Raw genomic sequence first — 24117 nt, forward strand, 5'->3', positions numbered from 1 at the left:
CCTACTTAGAAGAGCGCTTTAGAGAAGCGACATCGCTCGCGATAAATCGAACGGTGTGGATCGCCATCAATGAGAAACAAAGCAACAGCACGCCATTGATAACAAAATATGACACGCCCATTACTGGCGTTACCTTGTTAGATAGCATGAGATACTGATAACTCAGAACAGCCATTAAGATGTTCAGAGCCAGTAGGAAAACGGAAACACATAGCCTAAATGGGATTTTTGCTTTTTCTGGCAACATGGCAACCACCACATCGACTCCCATGTGAAGCTTGTGTTTGTAACAGGAGCTAATTCCTAAGTAGACAGCCCAGATAAAGCAAATAACCGACAGCTCTTCACTCCACGGGACAACAAAGCCAAATCCATAACGCAAGACGACGTTAACGATCACAACCAAAACGGTGATCGAAATAGCGATAGAAGCGAGGATTTCTTCAATATTTTTCAATAAAAACAAAAGACTTCTCCAGTGAAATACCTAATACAACGTGGTATTTCAGGAATAAAACGGCCTAAGAATATTTAAGCCGTAATCATTAACTAATTAATTTATGCAGAACTACTGTGCAGCTCGGAGCGTTTCTAGCTCTTTCATGATCGTCGCGTGTATGCCTTCGCTCCATGTTGGGAATTGGTTGTATACATCCGCAGTCAGTTGGTTGAATTCATCAGAATTCACTTCATTGAAGGTAACGCCTAGCTCTTCAAGTTTCTGAGTGTATTCAACATCCAGTTTAACTAGCTCAGCAGTGTTAGATTCAGCACCTGCCTCTAGCTCTTCGTTGATGATCTGTTGTTGCTCTGGCGTAAATTTGTCCCAAAGCGTTGGTGAAATGTAGATACCCACAGTACCAAGGAAGTGTTTAGTCAAAGACATGTTCTTTGCCACTTCGTAGATTTTGGTTGAGTACATCGTCAAGATAGAACCTTCAAGGCCATCAACAACACCTTGTTGAACGCCTGCATAGGTTTCAGGGAATGGTAGAGAAGCTGGAGCTGCGCCCATTGCTGAAAGCGTGCTAATGAATAGCTGACTTTGTGGAACACGAATACGCATGCCTTTCATGCCTTCAGAGTTCACGATCTCTTTATTAGTGATCATGTGACGGAAGCCAAACATGTAGTCTGCATTCAGTACTTTGATGCCTTTCTCTTCGGCTTTAGCCTTTAGACCAGCGACAAATTCAGTGTCCATCATCGCTAAGTATTCATCGTAAGTGTTGTACAACATTGGGCCTGCAAGCGCTGCAAAATCAGGTACGTAATCACCTAGGTAAGTCAAATCCTCTACAGCGATCCAGTTTGCGCCGTTAACCACTTGTTCCAAGTTATCTTTATAAACAGGTAACTGACCACCAGGGAAAACTTTAATGTTGACCGAGCCATCGGTTCTTTCTCTAATTTTGTCGGTCGCTTTAATAAGTTCTTGTGTTAACAATTCATTTTGAGTGAACACAAGGCTCATGTTGATATTAATCGGCTCATCTTTAGCTTCAGAACCAGCCTTGTCAGCTTCACCACAACCAACAAGCAGCGTTGCCGCCATAATTACTGTACCTAATAGCTTTTTCATTTCTAATCACCTTTTCTTGGCTATCGTTTTCTAAATATAGAGGGTGTTATTAAGTTTTCGTAGAGTATGTAAGCGAATTATTACATTCATATGAACATTAATCTTAGCTATTTGAACATTGTGAGCATAAGGTCTCACTATTGTACAAACTCTGTACAATACCCTTAAGCTAGCTCTCATATAAAGTAAGCAGATATGGCGGATAGATAATAAATCTGTAATAAAGTAGAGATACTGTTTCCTGAATTTTCAAATGAACACCGAGATTGAATTATGATCACAGGCCACCGCGGTGCCGCTTCTTTAGCACCAGAAAATACGTTAGTGAGTATTGAACAAGCCGCGAAAGCTGGTGCTAAATGGATTGAAATTGATACCCAGTTAAGCGCTGATGGCACCCCAATGGTTTTTCATGATAAGACGGTAAATCGTTGCACCAACGGAACGGGCAATATTGCAGACTTAGATTTAACCGCACTCAAGGCGCTAGATGCTGGCAGTTGGTTTGGTAGCGAGTTCGCGGGGACAACTATTCCTACGTTGAGTGAAGCGCTCGACAAGTGTCTAGAGCTCGATGTGACTTTGAACCTTGAAATCAAAATTTACGACGATAAGGCTATCCAACCTTTAGTTGAGAAAGTCGCGGCACTGATTGAACAAAAGCAGTTCCCTACTGAAAAGCTACTCATCTCAAGCTTCAAAAAGGAGGCACTAAGCCTTTGCCAACAGATGATGCCAGAAGTTAAACGAGGCTTTATCTGCGAAGTGTGGAATGATTTCAGCTTGGAATCACTCAAATCACTCGATCTGTACAGCATTCATATTGACCACCGAATTCTTGACGAGAAAACGGCCAAAGCAATCAAAGCTTCTGGCGCAGTTCTTAAAATATGGACACTGAACGATCCTCAATTGGCGGCTAAATATTTCAACCTTGGTGTCGATAACATCATCACCGACGTACCAAACCAATTTTAGTGAGCTTCTATGGAACTGAACCATCGTCAGAAAGAAATACTCGCAACGCTTAAGGCTAATCAAGATATACAGATCGACCACTTAGCCGAGCTTTTTTCTGTTACCACTCAAACCATTCGTCGTGATGTAAACCACCTGTGTGAGCAAGGCCTAGCGCGAAGAGTGCATGGAGGCGTGAGCTTACCCACTACGCTCACCAACACTAGCTATAGATTCCGTGCTGGTGTTGAGTCAGAGACAAAGGACAGTATTGCAATGGCGGTTGCCGACGCGATACCCGAAGGTTCAACGGTCATGATGGGGATTGGTACCACCGTCACTCGCATCGCTCAATATTTGTTAGCAAAGCCAGCGTTACGAGTGATCACCAATAACCTTCAGGTGGCTCGCATCCTTGAAGCAAATGAACAAATCGAAGTGTATTTGGCCGGTGGTTTGTTCAGACGAGAACACCAAGACATGGTAGGCAGTAGCGTAGTTCACTTCTTTTCCGATTTTGAAGCTGACATTGGCATCTGTGGGTGTGGCTCAGTAACAGACAGTCATTTCGCCATGGAGCATGAGCAAGTTGAAGCAGACCTATCCAAGTCGATTATTAAGAACAGCCGCGAAAGCTGGCTCGTCGCGGATGCCAGTAAATGGGGACGCTTTGCTGCACTAAAGGTAGCGTCACTGAATGACTTTGACCGCATATACACCAATAGCAGCCAATTACCTTCGGAGCTAAACATACACTTAGTAGAAGAGAATGCTCATACTTGAATACAACAAAGCCTAGCATCACCGCTAGGCTTTGAAATCTGCGTTTATGAACTAGCCGACAAAGTTACATACCAACAAAGAAACTGATCACTAGCGCGTTGATCAAATCAACAAAGAAACCACACACTAATGGCACCACAATGAACGCTTGTGGGCTTGCGCCATAGCGGTGAGTTACTGCGGTCATGTTCACAATTGCTGTTGCTGTCGAGCCTAGAGTGATACCACCGAAGCCTGAACATATCACCACAGAATCGTAGTTTCTTCCCATCAAGTAATAAACGACAAACACAGTAAACAACAGCGAAAGCAAGATCTGAATACTCATGACCACAGAGATGTAGCCAAACAACCCATCAAGATCCCAGATGCGAAGTCCCATCAATGCCATGGTTAAGAACATGCCTAAGCAGATATCAGAGATCATCGCTAAGCCTTTTCGGCCTTGAGCGATTTTCTCTTGCGTGCGACGCTTCTTAAACAATGCGCGACCGACGTTTCCGATTAGGATACCTGCGATTAAACAGCTAACGAATAACGGCAGTTTTAGGCCCATCGAGTCGATAACTTCACTCAAGCTGTAACCCAGCATTAGTGTTAAGTTAAGAATCAACCACGCCCACAGAACGCCGTAGTGGCTAAGCTCTGTTTTTGTTTCACTCTCTTGGAATGCACCAACCGTAACCTCTTCTTCATTAGAAGGGCTTACTTTGTGTTTATTGAGCAGGTAGTTGGCAATCGGGCCACCAATCACACACGCTGCAATTAAACCAACCGTGTTTGAAGCGACACCAAGTTCGAGGGCGTTAGCAATACCAAACTCTTCCACAAACATTGGCGCCCACGCTAACGTTGTGCCTACGCCGCCTATTAAGCTAACAGAGCCGGACAGCAAGCCAGCTTTCGCATCCATTCCAAAGCCAGAAGCGACTGCCATTCCGACTACGTTTTGCAACACGATAAAAATGGCAGCAAGACACAGTAGGATGAACAACGGTCGCCCGCCTTTAATCAGTGTTTTAATATCCGCTTGGAGCCCGATGCCAGCAAAAAAGTAGAGAAGCAAAAAGTCTCTGACATCTAGGCTAAAAGTGATTTGGATTTCAAAAATATAGTAAAGCGCCGCTACGGTCGCCGCGCAGACAAAGCCACCAATCACAGGCTCTGGCAGTGAGTACTTTCTTAATACTTCAGATCGCTCAATCAAACCTTTACCGATAAACAGTAACGAAATCGCGATCGTAAAAGAGAGCATTGGAGAAACGAGGGTTTCTGTCATGAGGTTATGGATTCCTAATAGTTAGATTATTCATAATATTGCGTACTATTAATAATCTAGGTTCATGCCAAAAAATCAAGCGATTATCGATGATAAAAACACCTAATATGGTTAATTCTGCGACGGTATTAATAGAGGTAATAACTATAAAGAAATGATTAAAGGAACGGATACTAGGGAGATATACAGATGAGGTGGAATATAGGGGCTCTAAAACGAGAAAACCCCAGCATTTCTGCTAGGGTTTTGAATAGTGGTGGAAGGATGGGGATTTGAACCCCAGATACGCTATAAACGTATACTCGCTTTCCAGGCGAGCGCCTTAAGCCACTCAGCCATCCTTCCACAAATTGTGTGTTGAACATGTCACTCAACGAGGCGCTACTTTATTGATTCTGCTTGCTTTGGTCAAGGGGCATTCTCAAAAAAAGTGGCTTTTTCGGTTTGTTCGATTACAAATTAACTCATTAGATCAAAAACAAACCAAATTTCATTCTTTCGCTGCACTTACGCTTGTTGCTTTTCTTAAGCTTGTTGATAGTAGCCTGGAACTCGAAACCATTTACGACACATATCGAGGAAGTAGCCGTAAAGTACGCCCATACCGCACGAAATAACGGCATTACTGGTGACAGCCGTAACGATCTGGTCGCCTGAAGCACCCACTGCCAACAAAATACCCGCATACACAGGAGACTGGAATAAAACGTATGCCATCAAGTCAGACAAGTTTTTCATCAATGAGCTTTCTGAAAGTTTTGCACCATTGCGCAAGAACCAATCACGAAAAACGCCATAAGGCCAAGCGATAGCAATGTTTACAGGAATAGATAACGTTCGAGAAGCAAGAGATTGCTCAAACGTCATACCAGAAATAAACACTTCTACGATCATGCCAGAAATAAAACAGAAAACGACCATAGCAAATGTATCCGCAGCTGCGTTTCGAATACAAAATGGACCACGAGACTTCATTGACGACAAACCTAAAATATATCACTGCTTAATTAGTGATTTAGTAACATATAAACAAGGCACATTTGCACCTCACCAGATAATGTCGCTATTAAATCACAAGATTAGTAGTCATACATTCCAAATTAAAAATCAAGTTGTAAATTAACAACCAAAAACCACTTTAAAAGCAGTCACTTTCACCAAAAAATCCAACCAAGGTCAAATATTGGACAATTCGTCATTTACTTACCGTAATTAAACAACATTTAAGCCATCGGTAGATTTACAGTAATGATATTAATGACATCTTGTGTAGGTGGTGATCCTAAAGCAACCTGCTCTAACGCTTTATCGACTTGTTCAGTAAGTTCCGCGTTGTTCATAGGTTCAACGTGGACACGTAGGCTCTGTAGTGCAAATTGAATCAGTTCTAGGTTGTTGTCTTCTAGCGCCACATACAGCGTCACTAACAGCTCTTCAGTGTTATCTTTGTTTCGAAGATCAGGTTTAGGCAGTGACTCGCTTTTACTTTTCGAATCGTGTGGTTTTACGTCTTGGCTATCGAGCTCATCCGCTTTTACTTCATGGTATTGATAAAGCTTATTTGAATAGCGGAACAAGGCATCATCCAGTTCACGCTCATCAATCGGCTTCGAGATAATATAATCCACACCCGCCCCCAGCATACGCTCGCGAGTCTCTTTAAAGACATCAGCCGTACAACCAAACACCAATACCGATGACACATCGCCTATCAAAGCACGAATCGCAGTGGTTGATTCAACGCCGTCCATCACAGGCATATGGTTATCCATGAGTACCAAATCAAAGCGCTCAGCAACCACGGCTTGTATTGCAAGTTCACCGTTTTCGACGCTCTTACAGGTAAAGCCTTTACTGCTCATGAAGGTTTCAATGATCACCGTATTGGTTCGGTTGTCCTCGACGATCAGTACCTTTAAGCCTGAATAGTCCAACTTCTTATGTGGCAAGCTCTCGATTTCACCTGGCTGGCATGGCTGAATCTTCAAGCGAACATCAAAGCTCGTGCCTATCCCTTCTTCACTGGTGACGGTAATACTGCCATCCATCAACTGGGCAATTTTCTTCACAATCGCGAGACCAAGGCCAGTACCGCCAAAACGCCTTGTGGTCGAAGACTCCGCTTGTTCAAACGGTTTGAAAATACGCTTTTGAGCTTCTTTAGAGATACCAATTCCGGTATCACGAACTCGAATGCTTAGATAGGTGTCACTCCCCTCAACCACTTCTTTCAGGTACACCTCAACAAAGCCTCTGGAGGTGAACTTCACCGCGTTGTTCAATAGATTAAACAAGATTTGGCGAAGGCGAGCTTTATCTGAGAAGTACCAACGACCCGAAGGTACCTCAGAGTATACTTTGAATTGAAGCCCTTTCTCGGAAGACAATGTGTAGTAAACACTGTTAATACTGCCGATGATCGAATCAAGCGGGAAACGCGTTTCATCAAGATCCAACCTGCCCTGCTCGATCTTCGAGAAGTCTAAGATCTCGTTGAGTAGAGTCATCATATGATCGCCGGACTCATACAAGCTCTTAAGATGCTTCTCTTGTTCAGAATTTAGAGGCGTTTTTAATAGGATTTGAGCGGTACCCAATACCCCATTCATAGGAGTGCGAATTTCATGCGAAAGGGTCGCAAGGAAAGCAGTTTTTGCATTGGTGGATGCCTGAGCTTTTACCTTTTCAGCTTCGAGATAAATGGTCTTTTCGTTGAAGGTTTTAATCAAATGGCCGATTTCGTCATCACTCGAGTAATCCACATCAATGATTTCGCCCGCTTTCGAGCTATCAACCTGTGCTGCAATCCTTGTGATTGGACTAATCAAATAACGGTTCAATAAGTAATACCCCGCCATGACACAAAGTAGTAGCAGCGGAACAATACCGCCTTCGATGCTCATCACCTGACGAAACACTTCGTCTGCTACCCGTGATTTGGAGTTCACCACATCCACTTGCCAGCCAAAATCACCAAATTGATTGCTACTGATGTAAATGCCTTCAACGAGATTAAAGTTATGCGAAACCAACACTTGGTTAAGCTTATCTCTGAGCGTAATGCCAAGGTTGTATTCTTCGGCGTGGTTCTTGATAAAACCAAGCAGCTCTTCGAGCGAGAGATCCACCGTGGCAACACCGGCAAAAGTACCGTCGTAATAATAAGGGGAAGACGCCGTAATCATTCGAACGTGTGTGTATGGATCGATATAGACATCGCTCCAAGAGATCGTGCCTTGTTTTTGGTTGACGACAGAGGTGTACCAATACTCTTCTTGATAAGGGGCATTTTTGGGGTTGTTGTAAGAATATATCTGGTCGATTATTCCATCGTCGGCTTTATTAAAAAAGTAACTGTTGAGAAGCTTTTTAGAATCAAGCGCATAAGGTTCGGGCCAAATACCGGCACTGACAATCGTATCGTCGCTCGCCGCCAACATGGACTTAAAGAGCGGAATAACATCATCACCGTTACGATGCGCTTGAGCAAACCCAACGAGACTGTCTACGAAGCCTCGAGAACTACTGAGTGGCTCTGTAATCAATGCGGATAACAGTTGCGTACGCAAGTCGAGGTTTTGTTGTAATTTGGCGCGCACAGGGGATTCTACGACGTAATACGTCACACTACCGACAATGGCAATAAACATCGCAAGGTATAATCCAAGCGCTACCATGCTTTTTTTCTTTAAAGACGACCGTATCTGCATAATTCTTTTATTGTTTTCTTTTCTGTTAAACCTAGTGTTTATCATCCATGACATCAAGCCTTTTTAGATTGAAGCTTGATTGGCACAAGTTCATTGGTACTATAAGCGCAAATTTGTTCCCTTTTACGGTACCTCACTTTGACTTTACAAGATATTCTTGCGCTTCCAGAGTTGGAAGGAAAGCTAATCACAGAACACAAAACAACGGGCTTTGTCACTGCAATGGCAGCGGCACCGAATGTGTTAACCCCGCATGAGTGGCTACCGTTCTTATGGGGTGGCGAAGAAGTCGCACCTTTTACGGATGGTGAACAGCTAGAAAGCTACATTGAAGTTATCATCGAGCTTTGGAATAAAACCCGCCCAGAACTGATCGAAGGGACTTGGGTTTGGCCTGAAGCTTGTCAATTAGACGACGAAGAAGTGGTGAACACCGCCGCTCGTGATTTTTGTGAAGGCTTGCTTCAAGGCTGGCAGATTGCTCGCGACGATTGGGAAACACTAATGCCTGAAGAGAGCGAAGATAACGCACTCGTTGGCGGTGTCCTGCTGTCACTGAGCATGCTTTACGATCCAGAAACGTCAATTGCTACGCTTGCAGAACAAGGCATCGAAGGCCTAGAGCAGTTCGAAGAGATCTTTAACGCGGTTCCTGTAATGCTTTGCGGTCTAACTCAGCGCGGAATTGCACTGGCTGAAGCTCAATAAAAGTTAGCTTTATACATGCCAAAAGGCCTCATTATGAGGCCCTTTTTAGTTTCTAGACGAGATGAAAATAGTCGCTTTAGAAGCCTTTCCAATCGAAGTCACCAATTCGCTCGTCGGCAATATAAAACAGCTTAGTACCACTGCTGACCACTTGATCTAACTCTGGGTTGAGTTCAATACCACTTCCCGTATCAATCGCGATCAGTGTTGCTTGATACTTCTCTTTAAACACAGAGAAAATAGGCGCGACGGTGACAGGCTCAGCGTCTTCAGGGAAGTACGTTGAATACTGTGTCATACCTCTTGTTGAGCTCAATAACTCTTGATGAAGCGCACTTGATCCTGGGTCTACTGCAGCCTTTGCTAGCATCTCAGCACCCACAGCTGGAATACACTCTGAGTTAGGGCAATGCTTGTGTAGCAAATCGCTCAACGCTTCGTCTTTAAAGTAAACCAGAAGGTGTGCCTTAGGATTTCGGTTGGCACAGTAAAGCGCCGCAGATAACGTAATATCGTCTTCTGGATTATCAATCAGGATGCAACTTGCCGACTCAATGCCCGTTTTCTCCATCTCTTTGCCATCGGTGTAGCTGTTTACTTTAACGAAATTAATTTCACCGGGTAACGGGTTCTCGATATCTGAACGCGTACATAACACGATTGGTCGTTTACCCGTTTCTTCGTGTTGTAGCATGCGGATGAGATGAATGGTTCTTTGCTCATTCCACCCCAACATCAAAATGTGGTTGTCCACTCTAACTCTCCTTTTTCCTAGCAAGCCCGCTCGCCAATATTCAACACCTTCTGTCGCCACTTTACCGAGTAACGCGGCGAAAAGGCTCAACCCGCCTGGAATCACAAATAGAATAACGATCCACTGCCCCGCTACCGTGGTCGGAGACAAATCACCATAACCAACTGTAGAAGCCGTCACCACCAAGTAGTAAGCGAATACGGTAACCGAACTGGTTAAATCTGTTTCACCCGCCAAATACAGCATCGACCACGATAAAGCGATGTAGCCAAGAAAAGTGAACAGTAAGTTTTTGCCGTTCAAAACAAAGATGTTTGCTTTGATCCAGCGTTTGAGTTGTAACCAGATTATCATTCGAGCCTCTAATCTTTTCCTCTTAGTTACATGCTAGAAAAAATACGCGATATCAACAAGATGTATCATCAGAAAAAGATACATGACCACAAGATTGATATTGGTGGCCTATACGCAGATACAAAAAAACCAGCACTATTGGCTAATGCCGTTCACTTAAGAGTGAACGGCATTTTTGTTCTTAGCATACCGTTGTGGTCTGGGTTTAACTGTTCTAGGGAATGTCCTTTCCCTTCGCCCTTCAAGTATTAAGCTTTCAGCCATGTTGTGGAACCCCTTTAGCTGACGAGGTATTGCGCCTGGTGTTGAGTAAGGTAAGCCTACAAGTAACGCAGATACATGAGCTAATGTGCCGTTAAAACTGAGTTGATAAGGAAGGTAATTTCCTTTAGATTGAAGCAGAGCTCGACCATCTGGTATCGGATTAAATTGTAAGTAAGCAAGATGCCCCATAACTCCTGCTTTACCAGTTCTGGTAAACGACTTCGCAGCGTGAGACGATTTCCAAGCATGTATTGTTTCTGCTCTCGGTAGCCTAGCTCAATTTCCCAACGATGTTCATAAAGGCCTGCAATATCTTTTGATGGGTAACGCAGGGAGTCCGTCATGGAGGTTAATACTTGGTAGTCTTTTCCTTTAATTTTACGAGTGACAAGTCGAGCGGTTATCGACTTTGGTAAATCAGGCCATAGCTTTCTAGCCCTTGGGTTACTGTGTAATTGAACCAGTTTGTCATTTCGCCCTAAAGATTGAACAATGTCATATTGTGTATTTTTCTTGAGGGGGATAAGCCAATGACGCTCTGAGCCAGAGTCTTGCCATTTATGTAATAAGCCTAAAGAATAGAACCCTTATCGAACATTGTCACGCTATGGTTTGGTGTTGTTTCTATCAGTTTTTCAGCTAATATCATTTCGTTTGTATTGTAATTATCAAAGGCACTGGCCGTAATAATGTGACTGCTTAGTTCCATTTGGCAGACCATTCTCACTTGCGGATATTGCGTCCCTTTTTGTCGAGAAAATGCCTTTTCATTTTGCGGGTTATCGGGCGTTCGCCAAACAACGCCATCGACGCCAAGAAGCGTTAATCCATTCCACTGGGGTAACTTTGCACTTTTTAACCATGACGTAGTCATTCGCTCAAAGACCGCTTTAATTGCGTCTTCACCCAACGTCTTTCGACGTTGAGTTAACGCACTTGGTGCGACAAAGCTTTACCTGTACGGTCGACAATATCAAGTTGGTTCACTAAATCTTTCATGGATTTACTGTTATAGATAGCCATTCCAACAAGCAGCCACACCATGGATTCTAAAGTTAATTTCCTCTTTCTCATCGTGACGGTATCAGTAAGAGAATAAGCTTCGTCGATGAGGTCAATTGGAAGCAAGTCAGACAAAGTTTCAACGTTGCTAGGTTTCCAATCATTAATTATGTTTAGAGCTTGAGAAACATCCATAAAAAAATCCAAGTGCATTAAATACACTTGGATTTTGACAGCTCTGAAGGATCGTTCAACCGATCACTTTGGCTTTAACTGATCGGCATTAAGCACTATTGGCTGGTTTTTCGTTGGTTAGATAAAAGAACCGCTTACGCGTTACCTTTTACCTGCACATTTAGCTGCTCTGCAAAATCTAGCATGCGGTTCAATGGAATAAGAGACTTAACGCGTAATTCGTCAGAAACGAAGATTTCGTGTTGCTCACCACCATTCTCAAGCGCGTTTTCAATCGCTTCAAGGCCGTTCATTGCCATCCAAGGACAGTGTGCGCAGCTACGACACGTTGCACCAGCACCCGCTGTCGGCGCTTCAATTAGCTCTTTTTCAGGAACCAATTGCTGCATCTTGAAGAAGATGCCTTTGTCTGTCGCAACAATCATCTGTGGATGAGGCAGCTCTTTTGCTTTCTTGATCAGTTGGCTTGTTGACCCTACAGCATCAGCCAGTTCAACCACGCTTGCTGGTGATTCTGGGTGAACCAAAATAGCCGCTTCTGGGTATACCGATTTCATTTTCTTCAAAGCATCAGCTGAGAACTCATCATGAACGATACACTCCCCTTGCCAAAGCAACATGTCAGCGCCAGTTTGATTTGCAATGTAAGAACCTAGGTGACGGTCTGGGCCCCAAATAATGGGTTTGCCTTCAGCGTCTAGGCTTTCAACGATTTCTAAAGCGATGCTCGACGTCACTACCCAGTCTGCACGAGCTTTAACAGCTGCAGAGGTGTTCGCGTATACAACCACGGTGTGGTCAGGGTGAGCATCACAAAATTCTGTAAATTTATCAGCCGGACAGCCAAGATCAAGCGAACATTCAGCTTCAAGTGTTGGCATTAGAATGCGTTTTTCAGGAGTAAGAATCTTTGCAGACTCACCCATGAAACGAACACCAGCGATGATCAAAGTGCTTGCTGAGTGACGGTTACCGAACTTAGCCATTTCTAATGAATCGCCAACGAAACCACCAGTTTCTTCTGCCAGAGCCTGAATTTCAGGATCGGTGTAGTAGTGTGCAATTAGAACTGCATCTTTTTCTTGAAGTAGTTTTTTGATGTTTGCGATGTGGGCCTGTTTCTGAGCGTCGCTCAATGGAACTGGCTTAGGCGGAAACGGGTAAACTGTATCGATTTTATCTAGTATATGACTCATTGCTCTTGCTCTACGCAACTTCTTCCGAGAATCCGAGTATTCTACACAGGACAGCGATTGGGATCAAAAAGGATTGGTTGCAAGCGGTGGCTAGCTAATGCTTAAAACGCATAAACAAGGCGATGCGTTGTCATCACTAGCAAGAGAAGTAAACACTAAACGGAAGTGAACAGGTATAAAAAAGAGGCGCCTAAGCACCCCTATTTTGGTTATAAGTGGGTTTTGGCCACTTTAGCCGAAGCACTGTTTGGGTGCTCGGTTACGACTTGTTGGTAATATTTCTTAGCTTGCGTCGCGTTGTTGTTGCGCGCTGCTATGTCACCAAGCTTAACCAGTGCATCTGCTCGCTTGTTTGAGTCTTTGTACGACACAACAGCAGCGAAGCTCTTCACGGCTTCTTTATCTTGCTTCTTAGCGAAATAAAGCTGACCTAACCAGTAATGTGAGTTAGGTGTGAAGGTAGAATCTGGGAAGTCTTTTTGAAACTTTTGGAATGCAGCGATAGCACCCGTGTAGTCTCGTTGCTTTAGAATCATATCTACAGCATTTTGATAAGCAGTTTGCTCATCCACATCAGTACTGAACGTACCAGAAGCGTCTTTAGAGCCTTCGCTCGCTGCCACTGCTACCGTTGCTGTTCCTGCTGCTTTCACCTCGCCTCTTACGCGATCCAGTTCAATGAACAGTTCACGCTGACGCTCTAGCATTTGCTTCATATCGTAGCTGTTTCGTTCCAGCTCACCACGAAGTTCACTGATCTCCAGTGCCATGTCGTCGATTTGCTGTTGCATTTGAAGCTGAACGAGATTGCGATTTTGAAGCAGGCGCTCTAAACGCTCAATATCTGATTCGTTAGATGCTGATCGAGAGGAGGAGGATGAATTGGTTGCGGTGCTATTGAGATCGGATACTGGAGCTGGTGCAGCGAACGCGGTGTTCGCTGCACTTGCCAGTAACGAAAGCAAAATGACTCGCTTTGTGTTACTGAACATGAGGCAATTCCTCAATTATATAGTCTACTAAAATTAGTAAACTAGTACTGCGCGACGGTTTTTAGCGTACACATCTTCAGATTGACCTAGAAGAAGTGGCTTCTCTTCACCGTAGCTTACGATAGAGATTTGGTCAGCTTGAACACCTAGAGCTTGTAGGTATTTCGCTACAGCTTGTGCACGACGCTCGCCAAGTGCGATGTTGTACTCAGGAGTACCGCGCTCATCAGCGTGACCTTCGATAGTAACGTTCATGTCAACGTTCTTAACTAGGTATGCTGCGTGAGCTGCTAGCATTTCTTCGTAATCGCCAGCGATAGTAGAGTTATCGAATGCGAAGTAGATTGTTTGAGTTTCACGTAGCGCTTGTTCTTTAAGCTCTTGCTCAGACAGTTGACCGTTAGCGTCAATTGGCGTTACAACAGTTGTGTCTACGTTGCCTTCTGAACCTGAAGTTGTTTGGTTGCTTTCAGTACCAGATGTTGCAGATGTTGCTTCATCAGTTGAGCTACATGCCGTTACTGCCATCACTGGTAGTGCAATCATCAAGCCTTTAAGAACTTTGTTAAGTTGCATCTTTTTTTCCTTACGTTATCAAACTTAGTTTCTACAGCGACTAAGAGTGCTATAGATAGTTAAATGCCACAATAGTTAACACTATCAATAGCTAAAAGAATGTATCAAAATCACTAGAGAAACGGTGACCATGCAGGCGCTCTTACGCGTCCGTTAGTTGCCGGTAATCTAGCTTTAAAACGGCCATCGATAGAAACCATCGATAGTACATTTGTTTTGTTGTAAATAGAGCTATAGATAACCATACCTCCATTCGGTGCAATACTTGGAGACTCATCTAACAATGTTTTTGTTAGTACCTGAACCGCACCGGTTTCCAAATCTTGCTTAGCCAAGTTAAAACCTGAGTTGTTGCGATTAACCATGATCATGAATCGACCATCAGGAGTGATCTGGCCACCTAAGTTTTGGCTACCTTGCCAAGTAATACGAGAAGTCGAATTATTGGACAAATTTACATTATAAATCTGTGGTTTACCACCACGATCCGATGTGAAAATAAGAGACTTGCCATCTGGGTGCCAGAATGGTTCAGTATTATTAGAACGGCCGCGGGTAATTTGAGTCAGCTTACGGCTAGCAAGGTCAAGTGTGTACACCTGAAGGCTGCCTGTTTTCGACAATACCAATGCCAATGTTTTACCATCTGGCGAGAATCTTGGCGCACCATTATGACGAGGGTATGACGTCACCTTCTCACGTTCACCAGTGTAAATATTCATGATGAATATTTCCGCTTGGCCATTTTGGAAACTCACATAAGCAAGCTTTTTACCGTCTGGTGACCATGCAGGTGACATCAGAGGTTGCTTAGAACGAAGAACTAAACGCTCGTTGAAGCCATCGTAGTCAGCAACACGCAGTTGGTATGGGTATTGGTCTTTGTCGTTCACAACTACGTAAGAGATACGAGTTAAGAACGCGCCTTTCTCACCGGTTAGCTCTTCATACACTAAGTCCGAGATACGGTGTGCATACTCTCTCAAACGTTTACCAGGCACTGTCGCTTTCTTGTTGAACAACACGTGATCTTTAGAAAGTACCAATTGGCCTTCATCGCTTAGTGCGCGGCTTTGTCCTTTAGTCAGTTGACCACGAACAATGTCGATCAGTTGGTAGTTCACCACATACTGCCCTTCGGCATTTTTAGTGATGCTACCTGTTAGCAGTGAATCAACACCTAGGTTAGTCCAAGCATCAAAATTCACCTCACCTTCGCTGTAAGGCGTTTGAGGCATTTTGCTTGTTGCAACTGGGCTGAATTTACCACTGCGTTGTAAGTCAGAAGCGATAACCGCTGATACATCGTGTGGCAATGGCTCTGTGCCTTCCCAACGGAAAGGTACAATAGCGATAGGTCTTGCAGAGTTAATACCGTCTGTAATAACCAGCTCCAGCGCTGCATGTGCAAACTGGCTGCTTGTAGCTATTAAGAAAACAAAACTCAGTAATAGTTTCTTTAACACAAGTTCGTCCTTTTACTCTGGTGATACAGTTAAGTTAATGTCTTTCAGTGAGTTCACAATGTCTGGGTCTTTAGGCAACGGGTAAGATTGCACTTGTGCCACCGCACGCTTGGTTGCTGCACACAAACGGCTATCGCCATCTAAGATACTCAAACTACCCAATATCGCATTAGAGCCAGTTGGAATCAGCTTAAGGTTCACTCGACATGAGCGTCCTCGATAGCTGTCTTCTAACAACAGGTTCTGTTGAATCAGTTGGGTATAGATCGCCCCGTAACGTTGCGCTTCATCAGTGATAAATTGTTGTCTTGCTGAAGAGTTTTGAGTCGCTTCCGTTTCAAGCCCAGCAAAGATATCGTTCAATGCTGCTTCTTGTTGTTTACGCTCTTTTTCTGCTTTTGCTGCAGCTTCTTTTGCCTTACGGGCTTTCTCTGCTGCGGCTGCCGCTTCTTTCTCTTTCGCTATGCGTTGCTTTTCAGCGCGTTCAGCGGCTTCTTTCTCTTTGCGAGCTTTGTCTGCTGCCTCTTTCGCGGCTTTTTCTTTTGCCACGCGTTCTTGTTCAGCTTTTGCGATTGCCGCTTCTTTGGCCTTACGCTCGTTCTCGGCTTTCACCAACGCAGCTTCTTTCAGCTTGCGATCAGCTTCGGCTTTAGCGGCTTTCTTTTTCTCTTGCTGTAAACGCGCTTCTTCAGCTTTGCGTTGTTTCTCTTTCTCAACTCGGCGCTTTTCAGCTTCACGAGTCGCTTTAGCCTCTTTCGCTTGTTGTTCTTTTAGCTTACGAATATTTTCTTCTTCAGCTTTACGATTCTTTTCAAGTCGTTCGCTTTCACGTCTCAGTTTGTCTAAACGCTCTTGCTCTTTCTTGCTCGCGGCTTCTCGCTGTTGACGAATCTGTTGAGCTTGCTGGCGAACCAACTGAGGATCAATCACCACAGCCTGAACCATCTGCCCTGTCGGCTTAGGTTCTGACATCGTGAAATCCGCTCCCCAAATAAGCGCAACGAATAAAATGACGTGCAGCCCAAGTGAAATAAGAAGCGGTTTTCTGAAACTATTGGATTTTTTATTAGTCGCTTTCATGAATGCTACGGAGCTATTCCCTTATATCCGTTAAAAGGCCAACCTTTGGCACACCTGCACGGCTTAATTCATCAAGTAATAAAACCACTTCAGCGTAAGGCGTTGCGGCATCACCGCCAACCGCCACTGGAGAATTCGGCTTCAAAGACAACTCAGCTTTCACTCGGACGATAATATCTTCCATAGATAAACCACGCTGTACTTCTTCGTCATTAACGCTCAAGCCAAGTTCACCGTCTTTGTTCACTTCAACGATGATGAAACTTGCGTTGTCGTCCCCCAGTAGGTCTTGTGTCGATTTAGCCGTTGAAGCCTGAGGCAATTCAACGTCAACGCCTTGAGTAACAAACGGCGAAGTCACCATAAAAATGATCAGCAAAACAAGCATAACGTCGATGTAAGGTACAACGTTAATCTCTGCTGTCATTTTGCGTTTTTTAGGTTGGTATCCAGCCATCTATTATTCCCTGCCAGCCATCGCTTGACGGTGAAGAATACTGTGGAACTCTTCAGAGAAAGTCGCGTAGTTGTGCTCTAGCTTGCCTACTCGGCTGCTGAAGCGGTTGTACGCCATTACTGCTGGAATTGCAGCAAATAGACCCATTGCGGTTGCGATCAGCGCTTCTGCAATACCAGGAGCAACCATTGCGAGTGTCGCTTGCTTCACTTCACCTAATGCGATGAATGAGTGCATGATGCCCCAAACCGTACCAAATAGGCCGATGTATGGGCTGATAGAACCAACGGTCGCCAAGAAAGGTAAGTTAGTTTCTAGTTCATCGACTTCACGAGCAACAGCAACGCGCATCGCACGGCCAGAGCCTTCCATAATGAAGTCAGGTGATGTTGCATTCGATTTACGAAGGCGAGCAAACTCAGTAAAGCCTGCGTAGAAAATTTCTTCAGTACCAGAAAGCTCGTCTTTGCGTTTATTGCTCTCTTGGTACAATTTTGCAAGATCAACGCCTGACCAAAATTTGTCTTCAAACACTTCTGTTTGTTTCGAAGCTTGAGATAATACTTTACTTCTTTTGATGATCATCGCCCAAGAAACAACAGACATGCCCATAAGAACTAGCATGACCATTTTAACTAATAAACTAGCTTCTAAAATTAGGCCTAAGATTGAGATTTCAGCAGTCACTATTCGTTAGCTCCGTAAGAATAAATGTTGGCATTGCCTTTGGTTTCATTTTTTGATTGTCGATACATGCTACCTTAACCATTGCTTTACACAATGCTTTGCCATCAGGATTTACGATCTCTTGACAGAAGACCAAGGTAGCTCGCTTCAACTCGTAAATATTTGTAATGACTTGTAAAGAATCATCAAGGCGCGCACCTTGAATAAAATCAATGTCCATATGTCGGACTACAAAACCGATGTTTTGTTCTAACAAGACTTGCTGAGAAACGCCAATTGAGCGCAACATCTCAGTTCGAGCGCGTTCGAAAAACTTAAGATAGTTTGAATGGTATACAACACCACCTGCATCGGTGTCTTCGTAATACACTGTCACTGGCCACGTAAATGGCTTAGATAATCCCTGCAATTTGATACCACAATCCAAAACGATAAAGATCTCACTATAACCTAACTCCTTATCATTAATAGTATATCGCTGTGAATTTTTTGATTTAACAGACGAAAAAAAAGGCCATCTGTATAAGATGACCTCTTTTTGGCTAAAAACCCAACAAGTATAAAGATTCACATCGTTATGAACCTAAATCCTTTGCCTTTTATAGAAGGCGCAGCACCGTTAGGTAGAGCAAAATTGTGAGTGAAACGTATGGGCTAAACAGTAGCTGCCACATCCAAGCTCTTGGCTTAAATCCAATACCGTAAACCATGCTTGAGCAAACTGCCCAGATAAACATTGGCCCGATGATCGCGTTAAAGCCCCCGATGCTTGTCGCATACGCTTCAGGATCCCACATCACTAAACCAACATGCATGAAACCCAATACCAAGGATAAAGCTCTTAATAGAGTCTTATCCATTGGTTGATGCAGCTTAGCGATTTGCTCTGCGAGATTACTCACTGTCTTTGTCCATCATTTCTGAATGCTCTAGCCATAGAGCATTGATGATGCCGAATGCACATGCTAGAAGTACACCCAAAATCCATGCGAAATACCACATAAAATTTCTCCTAAGTTATTTAACTTCTAGCTTAGTAAGCTGAAACGTCGTTATCTTCGATGTGTTTCTTATCTAGACGACCGAACATTTTGTAGTATGTCCAAGTTGTGTAGCCAAGAATCACAGGAACCATTACCGCCGCAACGACAGTCATAAGACCAAGCGTTAGCTCACTCGCTGTTGAATCCCACATAGTCAAGCTTTGGTTAGGGTTCAGGCTTGATGGCATTACGAATGGGAACATTGCAAAACCAGCCGTTAAAATAACACCAGCGTTCGATAGGCTTGAGAACAAGAATGCGAAACCACCACGCTCAAAGCGAGATGCAATCACAGCAAGCAGTGGCATCGCTACACCAAGGATCGGCGCAGCCCACATTGCTGGATATGTTTCGAAGTTTGTCATCCAAGCACCCACTTGAAGTGATACTTCTTTGTTTAATGGGTTTGAGTCAGCAAACGTATCGATAGTGCTCGTAATTACATAGCCTTCGATAGATTGAACCCAGAAACCACCAATAACGAATAGAGCAATAGCAATTAGGCCAGTGATCTGAGCAACGTTACGAGCACGAGCGTGCAGCTCTTCTGTTGTCTTCATTTGAAGCCATGTTGCACCTTGCATCACGAACAACATCAGAGCCAACACACCACAAAGCAATGCAAATGGGTTAAGCAAAGCGAAGAACGTACCATGGTACTTAGACATCATAAATTCGTTCAGTTCAAATGGAACACCTTGTAGTAGGTTACCAAATGCCACACCGAAAATGATTGGTGGTACTGCGCCACTAAAGCAAAGTGCATAGTCCCAAGTTTTGCGCCATTTTGGATCTTCGATCTTAGAGCGGTAGTCAAGTGCAAGTGGACGTAACCAAAGCGCTGCTAACGTCGCGTACATTGCGAAGTAGAAGCCAGAAAACGACGTTGCGTAAACCAGTGGCCATGCAGCAAATAATGCACCACCCGCAGTGATAAGCCAAACTTGGTTACCATCCCAGTGAGGGGCAATCGTGTTTAGCATAATACGACGTTCAGTGTCGCTCTTACCGATAACAGGTGACAGAGCGGCAACACCCATATCAAAGCCATCAGTTACGGCGAAACCAACCAGTAGAACACCGATCAATACCCACCAAATAAGTCGTAAGCTTTCGTAATCAAACATAATATTCCCTCACTTATACTTCAACTGAACGGCTAACTTTGTCTTCAACAGAGTTATCGTTTTGTTCGAAGTGGTAACGGCCTGTCTTCAAGCTACTTGGACCTTTACGTGCGAATTTCAGCATTAGGTAAACTTCAGCAATCAAGAACACTGTGTAAAGTGCCAGGATAGCGAATAGAGAAGTCCAAAGCTGTTCAATAGTCAGTGCTGATGCAGCAACGTTAACCGGTAGGATTTCACCAACCGCCCATGGTTGACGACCAAACTCAGCAACGAACCAACCTGCTTCAATCGCAATCCAAGGCAGTGGGATTGAGAATAGCGCAGCTTTAAGTACCCATGGTTTCTGTTCGATTTTCTGACGACACGTTTGAACAAACGCAGCACCGAATACAAACAGCATAATGAAGCCACAAGCAACCATCAGACGGAATGACCAGAATAGAGGCCAAACTGTTGGGATAGAATCATCCGCAGCCATTTGGATTTGGTCTTCTGTTGCATCAACAACGTCGTCTGTGTAGCGCTTAAGAAGCAAGCCGTAACCTAGGTCACCTTTCACTTCGTCGAACGCAGCCATGTTTTCTTCAGACTTATCGCCTGCACGTAGCTTTTCAAGCAGCTCGTACGCGTACATACCAGTACGGATACGATCAACGTGGTCATCACGTAGGTCACGTAGGCCAGTTACTTCAGTATCAAGCGAACGCGTTGCGATGATACCCATTACGTAAGGAATTTTAATTGCGTAGTCAGTATTCATTGTCTCTTGGTTTGGAATACCAAAAACAGTAAATGCTGCTGGTGCTTCTTCAGTGTGCCATTCCGCTTCTACAGCAGCGAGCTTCACTTTTTGAACTTCACCAAGCTCGTAACCAGATTCATCACCTAGTACGATTACTGACAAGATCGCCGCCATACCGAAAGACGCTGCAATCGCGAAAGAGCGACGAGCAAAGGCAAGGTCACGACCTTTAAGAATGTAGTATGAGCTGATACCAAGGATGAACATTGCACCCGTTGTGTAACCAGACGCTACTGTGTGTACGAATTTAACTTGTGCTACTGGGTTTAGTACAACTTCAGCGAAGCTCACCATTTCCATACGCATAGTTTCAAAGTTAAATTCCGCACCCACTGGGTTTTGCATCCAGCCGTTTGCTACCAAGATCCAAAGCGCAGAGAAGTTAGAGCCAAGTGCTACTAACCAAGTTACCGCTAAGTGCTGACGCTTTGACAGTCTGTCCCAACCGAAGAAGAATAGGCCAACAAAAGTAGACTCTAGGAAGAATGCAACAAGCGCTTCGATAGCTAGCGGAGCACCAAAAATGTCGCCAACATAGTGAGAATAGTAAGACCAGTTAGTACCAAACTGGAACTCCATGGTTAAGCCTGTCGCTACACCAAGAGCAAAGTTAATACCAAACAATTTACCCCAGAACTTGGTCATGTCCTTGTAAATTTGCTTGCCAGTCATTACATAAACTGACTCCATAATGGCAAGTAGAAATGCCATACCTAAAGTCAGTGGAACAAATAGGAAGTGATACATCGCTGTAAATGCAAACTGCAATCGCGACAGATCAACAACATCAATCATGGTAACTCCTTTGTGTCGGCTGAATGACACTTGTGTGATTATTCACCGCAAAAATCCATGTTAAAACAATTTATGTAATTGTTATTACAAGTTGAAATTTGTAGCAAAAACGTACCGTTATAGTTAGATTATTGTTAAGCATGAGCTAATATAGCTGGCGCTAATATTACTGGTAAAATCAGTATGTTTCAAAAGGTTTATGGGAGAACCCTGCGTTGATTTGTATCAAATTTATTCGAGCAAATTAGAGTTATTTTTGTACAATTATGATTAAAATCACACCTATTATGCTTGTCTTAATAACAGCGCATGATATCTGTGACAAATGCTCAGCACCGCCTCAACATCCGAATTACAACTACCTATAAGGTATTAACAAAAAATATGACAACTTATTTCATTTCCTGTCATCTAAATCAAACCTGAAATCAAAGTTTCCATTTTTGAAGATCCCTTTTCGATCTTTTTATCGACTCGCTCAAAGAGTTGTTATTCAGTAAAAAGCAAAAAATCCCAGCGCTTATGCAACTGGGATCTTTAAAAATGAATAATTTAACGATTGGAGGGTTTATCTATTCCAAAGTGTAAATACGCTCTGTCGGTCGCGATTCGACCTCTTGGCGTCCTTTGTAGGTAACCTTGTTGAATCAAGTAAGGTTCTAACACATCTTCAATAGTGTCTCTCTCTTCACCAATCGCGGCAGCCATGTTGTCGATACCTACCGGACCGCCACCAAACTTCTCCATAATCGCCAGCAGAAGCTTTCTATCCATGTAGTCGAAACCTTTAGCATCGACATCCAACATGTTTAGCGCTTTGTCAGCAACCTCCGGGCAAATATGCCCGTCGCCTTTTACTTCCGCATAATCACGAACACGGCGCAGTAGACGGTTAGCAATACGTGGCGTACCACGAGCTCGGCGAGCAACTTCTAGCGCCCCTTCGGACTCCATAGAAAGACCAAGGCAATCTGCACTGCGCTGAACGATGTTTTGTAGATCTTCAACCTTGTAGTACTCAAGACGCTGAGTAATACCAAAACGGTCACGTAACGGCGATGTCAGTGAGCCAGCACGAGTGGTTGCGCCAATCAAAGTAAAAGGAGGAAGGTCGATCTTGATAGAGCGTGCCGCTGGGCCTTCACCAATCATGATATCTAATTGGTAGTCTTCCATTGCTGGGTACAACACCTCTTCAACCACAGGGCTTAAACGGTGAATCTCATCAATGAACAAGACATCATTTTCTTCGAGATTGGTCAGTAACGCCGCTAGGTCGCCTGCTTTTTCTAGAACAGGGCCTGAAGTCGTACGAATGTTGACATCCATCTCATTGGCAACAATGTTCGCCAACGTGGTTTTACCCAAACCTGGAGGACCAAATATCAACAGATGGTCGAGCGCCTCGTTACGCAACTGTGCCGCTTTGATGAAAATCTCCATCTGGCCACGAACGTGATCCTGACCTTGATAGTCAGCAAGTGCTTTAGGGCGTATTGCACGATCAATGACATCTTCATCTTTGAATACTGGGTTATCCGGTGCAATAAGGCGATCGGCTTCAATCATAAATTCTGCTATTCCTAACTATGCTCTTGTTGACTCTGCGCTTCTTGACGCTGTGTAAAGGCAAAGTGAATGAGTCTATTTTGTCGAACAAGTATATCGGGTATTAAACCATCGATTTCAGAGCTTCGCGAATCAACTGTTCGCTGGTCATGCCATCTTTAGCCACTTGAGAAATCACCTTAGAAGCTTGAGTCGGCTTGTAACCTAATGCAAGTAGTGCACTTACCGCTTCTTCTTCCGCGTCGTGAACGGTTGGCATAGAATCAATAGGAGCTGCATCTGTCGCTGGAGTAAACAAGTCACCCGCGCCCCACCCTTTCAGACGGTCTTTCATTTCAACAACCAGACGTTCAGCGGTTTTCTTACCCACACCCGGAAGTTTAACCAGCGTCGAGATGTCTTCACGCTCAACACTCTGCACAAATTGACTAGCTGTCATGCCTGAAAGAATGCCAAGGCCAAGCTTAGGGCCCACACCGTTTGCTTTGATCACTTCACGGAACAGCGCACGCTCTTTAACCGTGTTAAAACCATAAAGTAGCTGCGCATCTTCACGTACAACAAAGTGCGTGTAGATGATTGCCTCTTCGCCCACATTTGGTAATTCATAAAAACAGCTCATTGGCATTTGAACTTCATAGCCAACGCCACTCACTTCGATTAGTAATTCTGGTGGCTGTTTTTCTATTAATGTACCGCGTAGACGTCCGATCACAATTCACTCTCTTGGTGGAAT

Annotated in this window: 23 protein-coding genes, 1 tRNA gene and 1 pseudogene; 3 read left to right on the top strand and 22 right to left on the bottom strand. The window is 44.0% G+C overall.

The window, feature by feature from the left end; all coding sequences use genetic code 11:
- Position 1: 1 nt before the first annotated feature.
- The gene (locus OCV19_RS10215; protein WP_052879053.1) at positions 2-466 is read right to left on the bottom strand and encodes a TRAP transporter small permease; all 465 of its coding nucleotides are present in this window, start codon (positions 464-466) and stop codon (positions 2-4) included.
- Between the two features lie 102 nt (positions 467-568).
- On the bottom strand, positions 569-1582 hold the full coding sequence (locus OCV19_RS10220; RefSeq protein WP_065675510.1) for a C4-dicarboxylate TRAP transporter substrate-binding protein: 1014 nt from the start codon (positions 1580-1582) through the stop codon (positions 569-571).
- Positions 1583-1855: 273 nt separating this feature from the next.
- Between OCV19_RS10220 and OCV19_RS10225 the strand changes: the two genes are divergently transcribed.
- Both OCV19_RS10225 and OCV19_RS10230 read left to right on the top strand, forming a co-directional pair.
- Positions 1856-2560, top strand: a complete 705-nt coding sequence (locus OCV19_RS10225) for a glycerophosphoryl diester phosphodiesterase (protein ID WP_052879052.1) — start codon at positions 1856-1858, stop codon at positions 2558-2560.
- A gap of 9 nt (positions 2561-2569) precedes the next feature.
- A complete protein-coding gene (locus tag OCV19_RS10230) occupies positions 2570-3322 on the top strand; it encodes a DeoR/GlpR family DNA-binding transcription regulator (RefSeq protein WP_052879051.1) in 753 nt (250 codons plus the stop codon).
- Positions 3323-3386: 64 nt separating this feature from the next.
- Here OCV19_RS10230 and gltS read toward each other — a convergent pair whose 3' ends face one another.
- From gltS to OCV19_RS10250, 4 genes are all read right to left on the bottom strand, one after another.
- Complete coding sequence (gene gltS, locus OCV19_RS10235) at positions 3387-4601, bottom strand: sodium/glutamate symporter (protein WP_048612760.1); 1215 nt, start codon at positions 4599-4601, stop codon at positions 3387-3389.
- A 254-nt stretch (positions 4602-4855) separates the two neighbouring features.
- Positions 4856-4946 (bottom strand) — tRNA-Ser (locus tag OCV19_RS10240).
- A 180-nt stretch (positions 4947-5126) separates the two neighbouring features.
- Positions 5127-5576: an L-alanine exporter AlaE gene (locus OCV19_RS10245; RefSeq protein ID WP_017062062.1), complete on the bottom strand. Its 450-nt coding sequence runs from the start codon at positions 5574-5576 to the stop codon at positions 5127-5129.
- A gap of 248 nt (positions 5577-5824) precedes the next feature.
- Positions 5825-8311, bottom strand: a complete 2487-nt coding sequence (locus tag OCV19_RS10250; RefSeq protein WP_442478159.1) for a hybrid sensor histidine kinase/response regulator — start codon at positions 8309-8311, stop codon at positions 5825-5827.
- Between the two features lie 138 nt (positions 8312-8449).
- Between OCV19_RS10250 and OCV19_RS10255 the strand changes: the two genes are divergently transcribed.
- Positions 8450-9019 (top strand): UPF0149 family protein, encoded by a 570-nt coding sequence (locus tag OCV19_RS10255; protein WP_065675512.1) that lies wholly within the window; start codon positions 8450-8452, stop codon positions 9017-9019.
- 76 nt (positions 9020-9095) lie between these two features.
- Here the strand turns inward: OCV19_RS10255 and OCV19_RS10260 are convergent, their stop codons facing one another.
- The 16 genes and pseudogenes from OCV19_RS10260 to ruvA all read right to left on the bottom strand — a co-directional run bounded on the left by OCV19_RS10260 (position 9096) and on the right by ruvA (position 24096).
- On the bottom strand, positions 9096-10127 hold the full coding sequence (locus tag OCV19_RS10260; protein WP_065675513.1) for a potassium channel protein: 1032 nt from the start codon (positions 10125-10127) through the stop codon (positions 9096-9098).
- A gap of 156 nt (positions 10128-10283) precedes the next feature.
- Positions 10284-11588 (bottom strand): annotated as a pseudogene (locus tag OCV19_RS10265) (IS4 family transposase).
- A 134-nt stretch (positions 11589-11722) separates the two neighbouring features.
- Positions 11723-12784 carry a quinolinate synthase NadA gene (nadA, locus tag OCV19_RS10270; RefSeq protein WP_017062067.1) on the bottom strand — a complete coding sequence of 354 codons (1062 nt, stop codon included), beginning with the start codon at positions 12782-12784 and terminating at the stop codon, positions 11723-11725.
- Positions 12785-12993: 209 nt separating this feature from the next.
- Positions 12994-13776 carry a tol-pal system protein YbgF gene (gene ybgF / locus OCV19_RS10275; RefSeq protein ID WP_017072257.1) on the bottom strand — a complete coding sequence of 261 codons (783 nt, stop codon included), beginning with the start codon at positions 13774-13776 and terminating at the stop codon, positions 12994-12996.
- A 33-nt stretch (positions 13777-13809) separates the two neighbouring features.
- Positions 13810-14352, bottom strand: coding sequence for a peptidoglycan-associated lipoprotein Pal (gene pal / locus OCV19_RS10280; protein WP_017062069.1), 543 nt, complete (start codon positions 14350-14352; stop codon positions 13810-13812).
- A gap of 113 nt (positions 14353-14465) precedes the next feature.
- On the bottom strand, positions 14466-15818 hold the full coding sequence (tolB, locus tag OCV19_RS10285) for a Tol-Pal system beta propeller repeat protein TolB (RefSeq protein ID WP_065676988.1): 1353 nt from the start codon (positions 15816-15818) through the stop codon (positions 14466-14468).
- Positions 15819-15830: 12 nt separating this feature from the next.
- Positions 15831-16898 carry a cell envelope integrity protein TolA gene (gene tolA, locus OCV19_RS10290; protein WP_065676987.1) on the bottom strand — a complete coding sequence of 356 codons (1068 nt, stop codon included), beginning with the start codon at positions 16896-16898 and terminating at the stop codon, positions 15831-15833.
- A gap of 13 nt (positions 16899-16911) precedes the next feature.
- Positions 16912-17355, bottom strand: a complete 444-nt coding sequence (gene tolR / locus OCV19_RS10295) for a protein TolR (protein ID WP_065676986.1) — start codon at positions 17353-17355, stop codon at positions 16912-16914.
- A 3-nt stretch (positions 17356-17358) separates the two neighbouring features.
- Positions 17359-18042, bottom strand: coding sequence for a protein TolQ (gene tolQ / locus OCV19_RS10300; protein ID WP_065676985.1), 684 nt, complete (start codon positions 18040-18042; stop codon positions 17359-17361).
- Positions 18032-18469 carry a tol-pal system-associated acyl-CoA thioesterase gene (ybgC, locus tag OCV19_RS10305; RefSeq protein WP_017067533.1) on the bottom strand — a complete coding sequence of 146 codons (438 nt, stop codon included), beginning with the start codon at positions 18467-18469 and terminating at the stop codon, positions 18032-18034. Before ybgC ends, tolQ begins: the two co-directional genes overlap by 11 nt.
- Positions 18470-18641: 172 nt before the next feature.
- Positions 18642-18944, bottom strand: coding sequence for a cyd operon protein YbgE (gene ybgE, locus OCV19_RS10310; RefSeq protein WP_017055065.1), 303 nt, complete (start codon positions 18942-18944; stop codon positions 18642-18644).
- The gene (gene cydX, locus OCV19_RS10315) at positions 18937-19044 is read right to left on the bottom strand and encodes a cytochrome bd-I oxidase subunit CydX (RefSeq protein ID WP_000270284.1); all 108 of its coding nucleotides are present in this window, start codon (positions 19042-19044) and stop codon (positions 18937-18939) included. The genes ybgE and cydX overlap by 8 nt, the downstream gene beginning before the upstream one ends.
- Positions 19045-19075: 31 nt before the next feature.
- Positions 19076-20212 (bottom strand): cytochrome d ubiquinol oxidase subunit II, encoded by a 1137-nt coding sequence (cydB, locus tag OCV19_RS10320; protein ID WP_048607292.1) that lies wholly within the window; start codon positions 20210-20212, stop codon positions 19076-19078.
- Between the two features lie 13 nt (positions 20213-20225).
- Positions 20226-21812, bottom strand: a complete 1587-nt coding sequence (cydA, locus tag OCV19_RS10325) for a cytochrome ubiquinol oxidase subunit I (protein ID WP_017062077.1) — start codon at positions 21810-21812, stop codon at positions 20226-20228.
- A gap of 552 nt (positions 21813-22364) precedes the next feature.
- Positions 22365-23381: a Holliday junction branch migration DNA helicase RuvB gene (gene ruvB, locus OCV19_RS10330; RefSeq protein ID WP_017062078.1), complete on the bottom strand. Its 1017-nt coding sequence runs from the start codon at positions 23379-23381 to the stop codon at positions 22365-22367.
- Positions 23382-23484: 103 nt separating this feature from the next.
- Positions 23485-24096: a Holliday junction branch migration protein RuvA gene (gene ruvA / locus OCV19_RS10335; protein ID WP_065676984.1), complete on the bottom strand. Its 612-nt coding sequence runs from the start codon at positions 24094-24096 to the stop codon at positions 23485-23487.
- Positions 24097-24117 lie beyond the last annotated feature (21 nt).

This window comes from Vibrio celticus (assembly GCF_024347335.1).
GTDB classification, from domain to species: domain Bacteria; phylum Pseudomonadota; class Gammaproteobacteria; order Enterobacterales; family Vibrionaceae; genus Vibrio; species Vibrio celticus.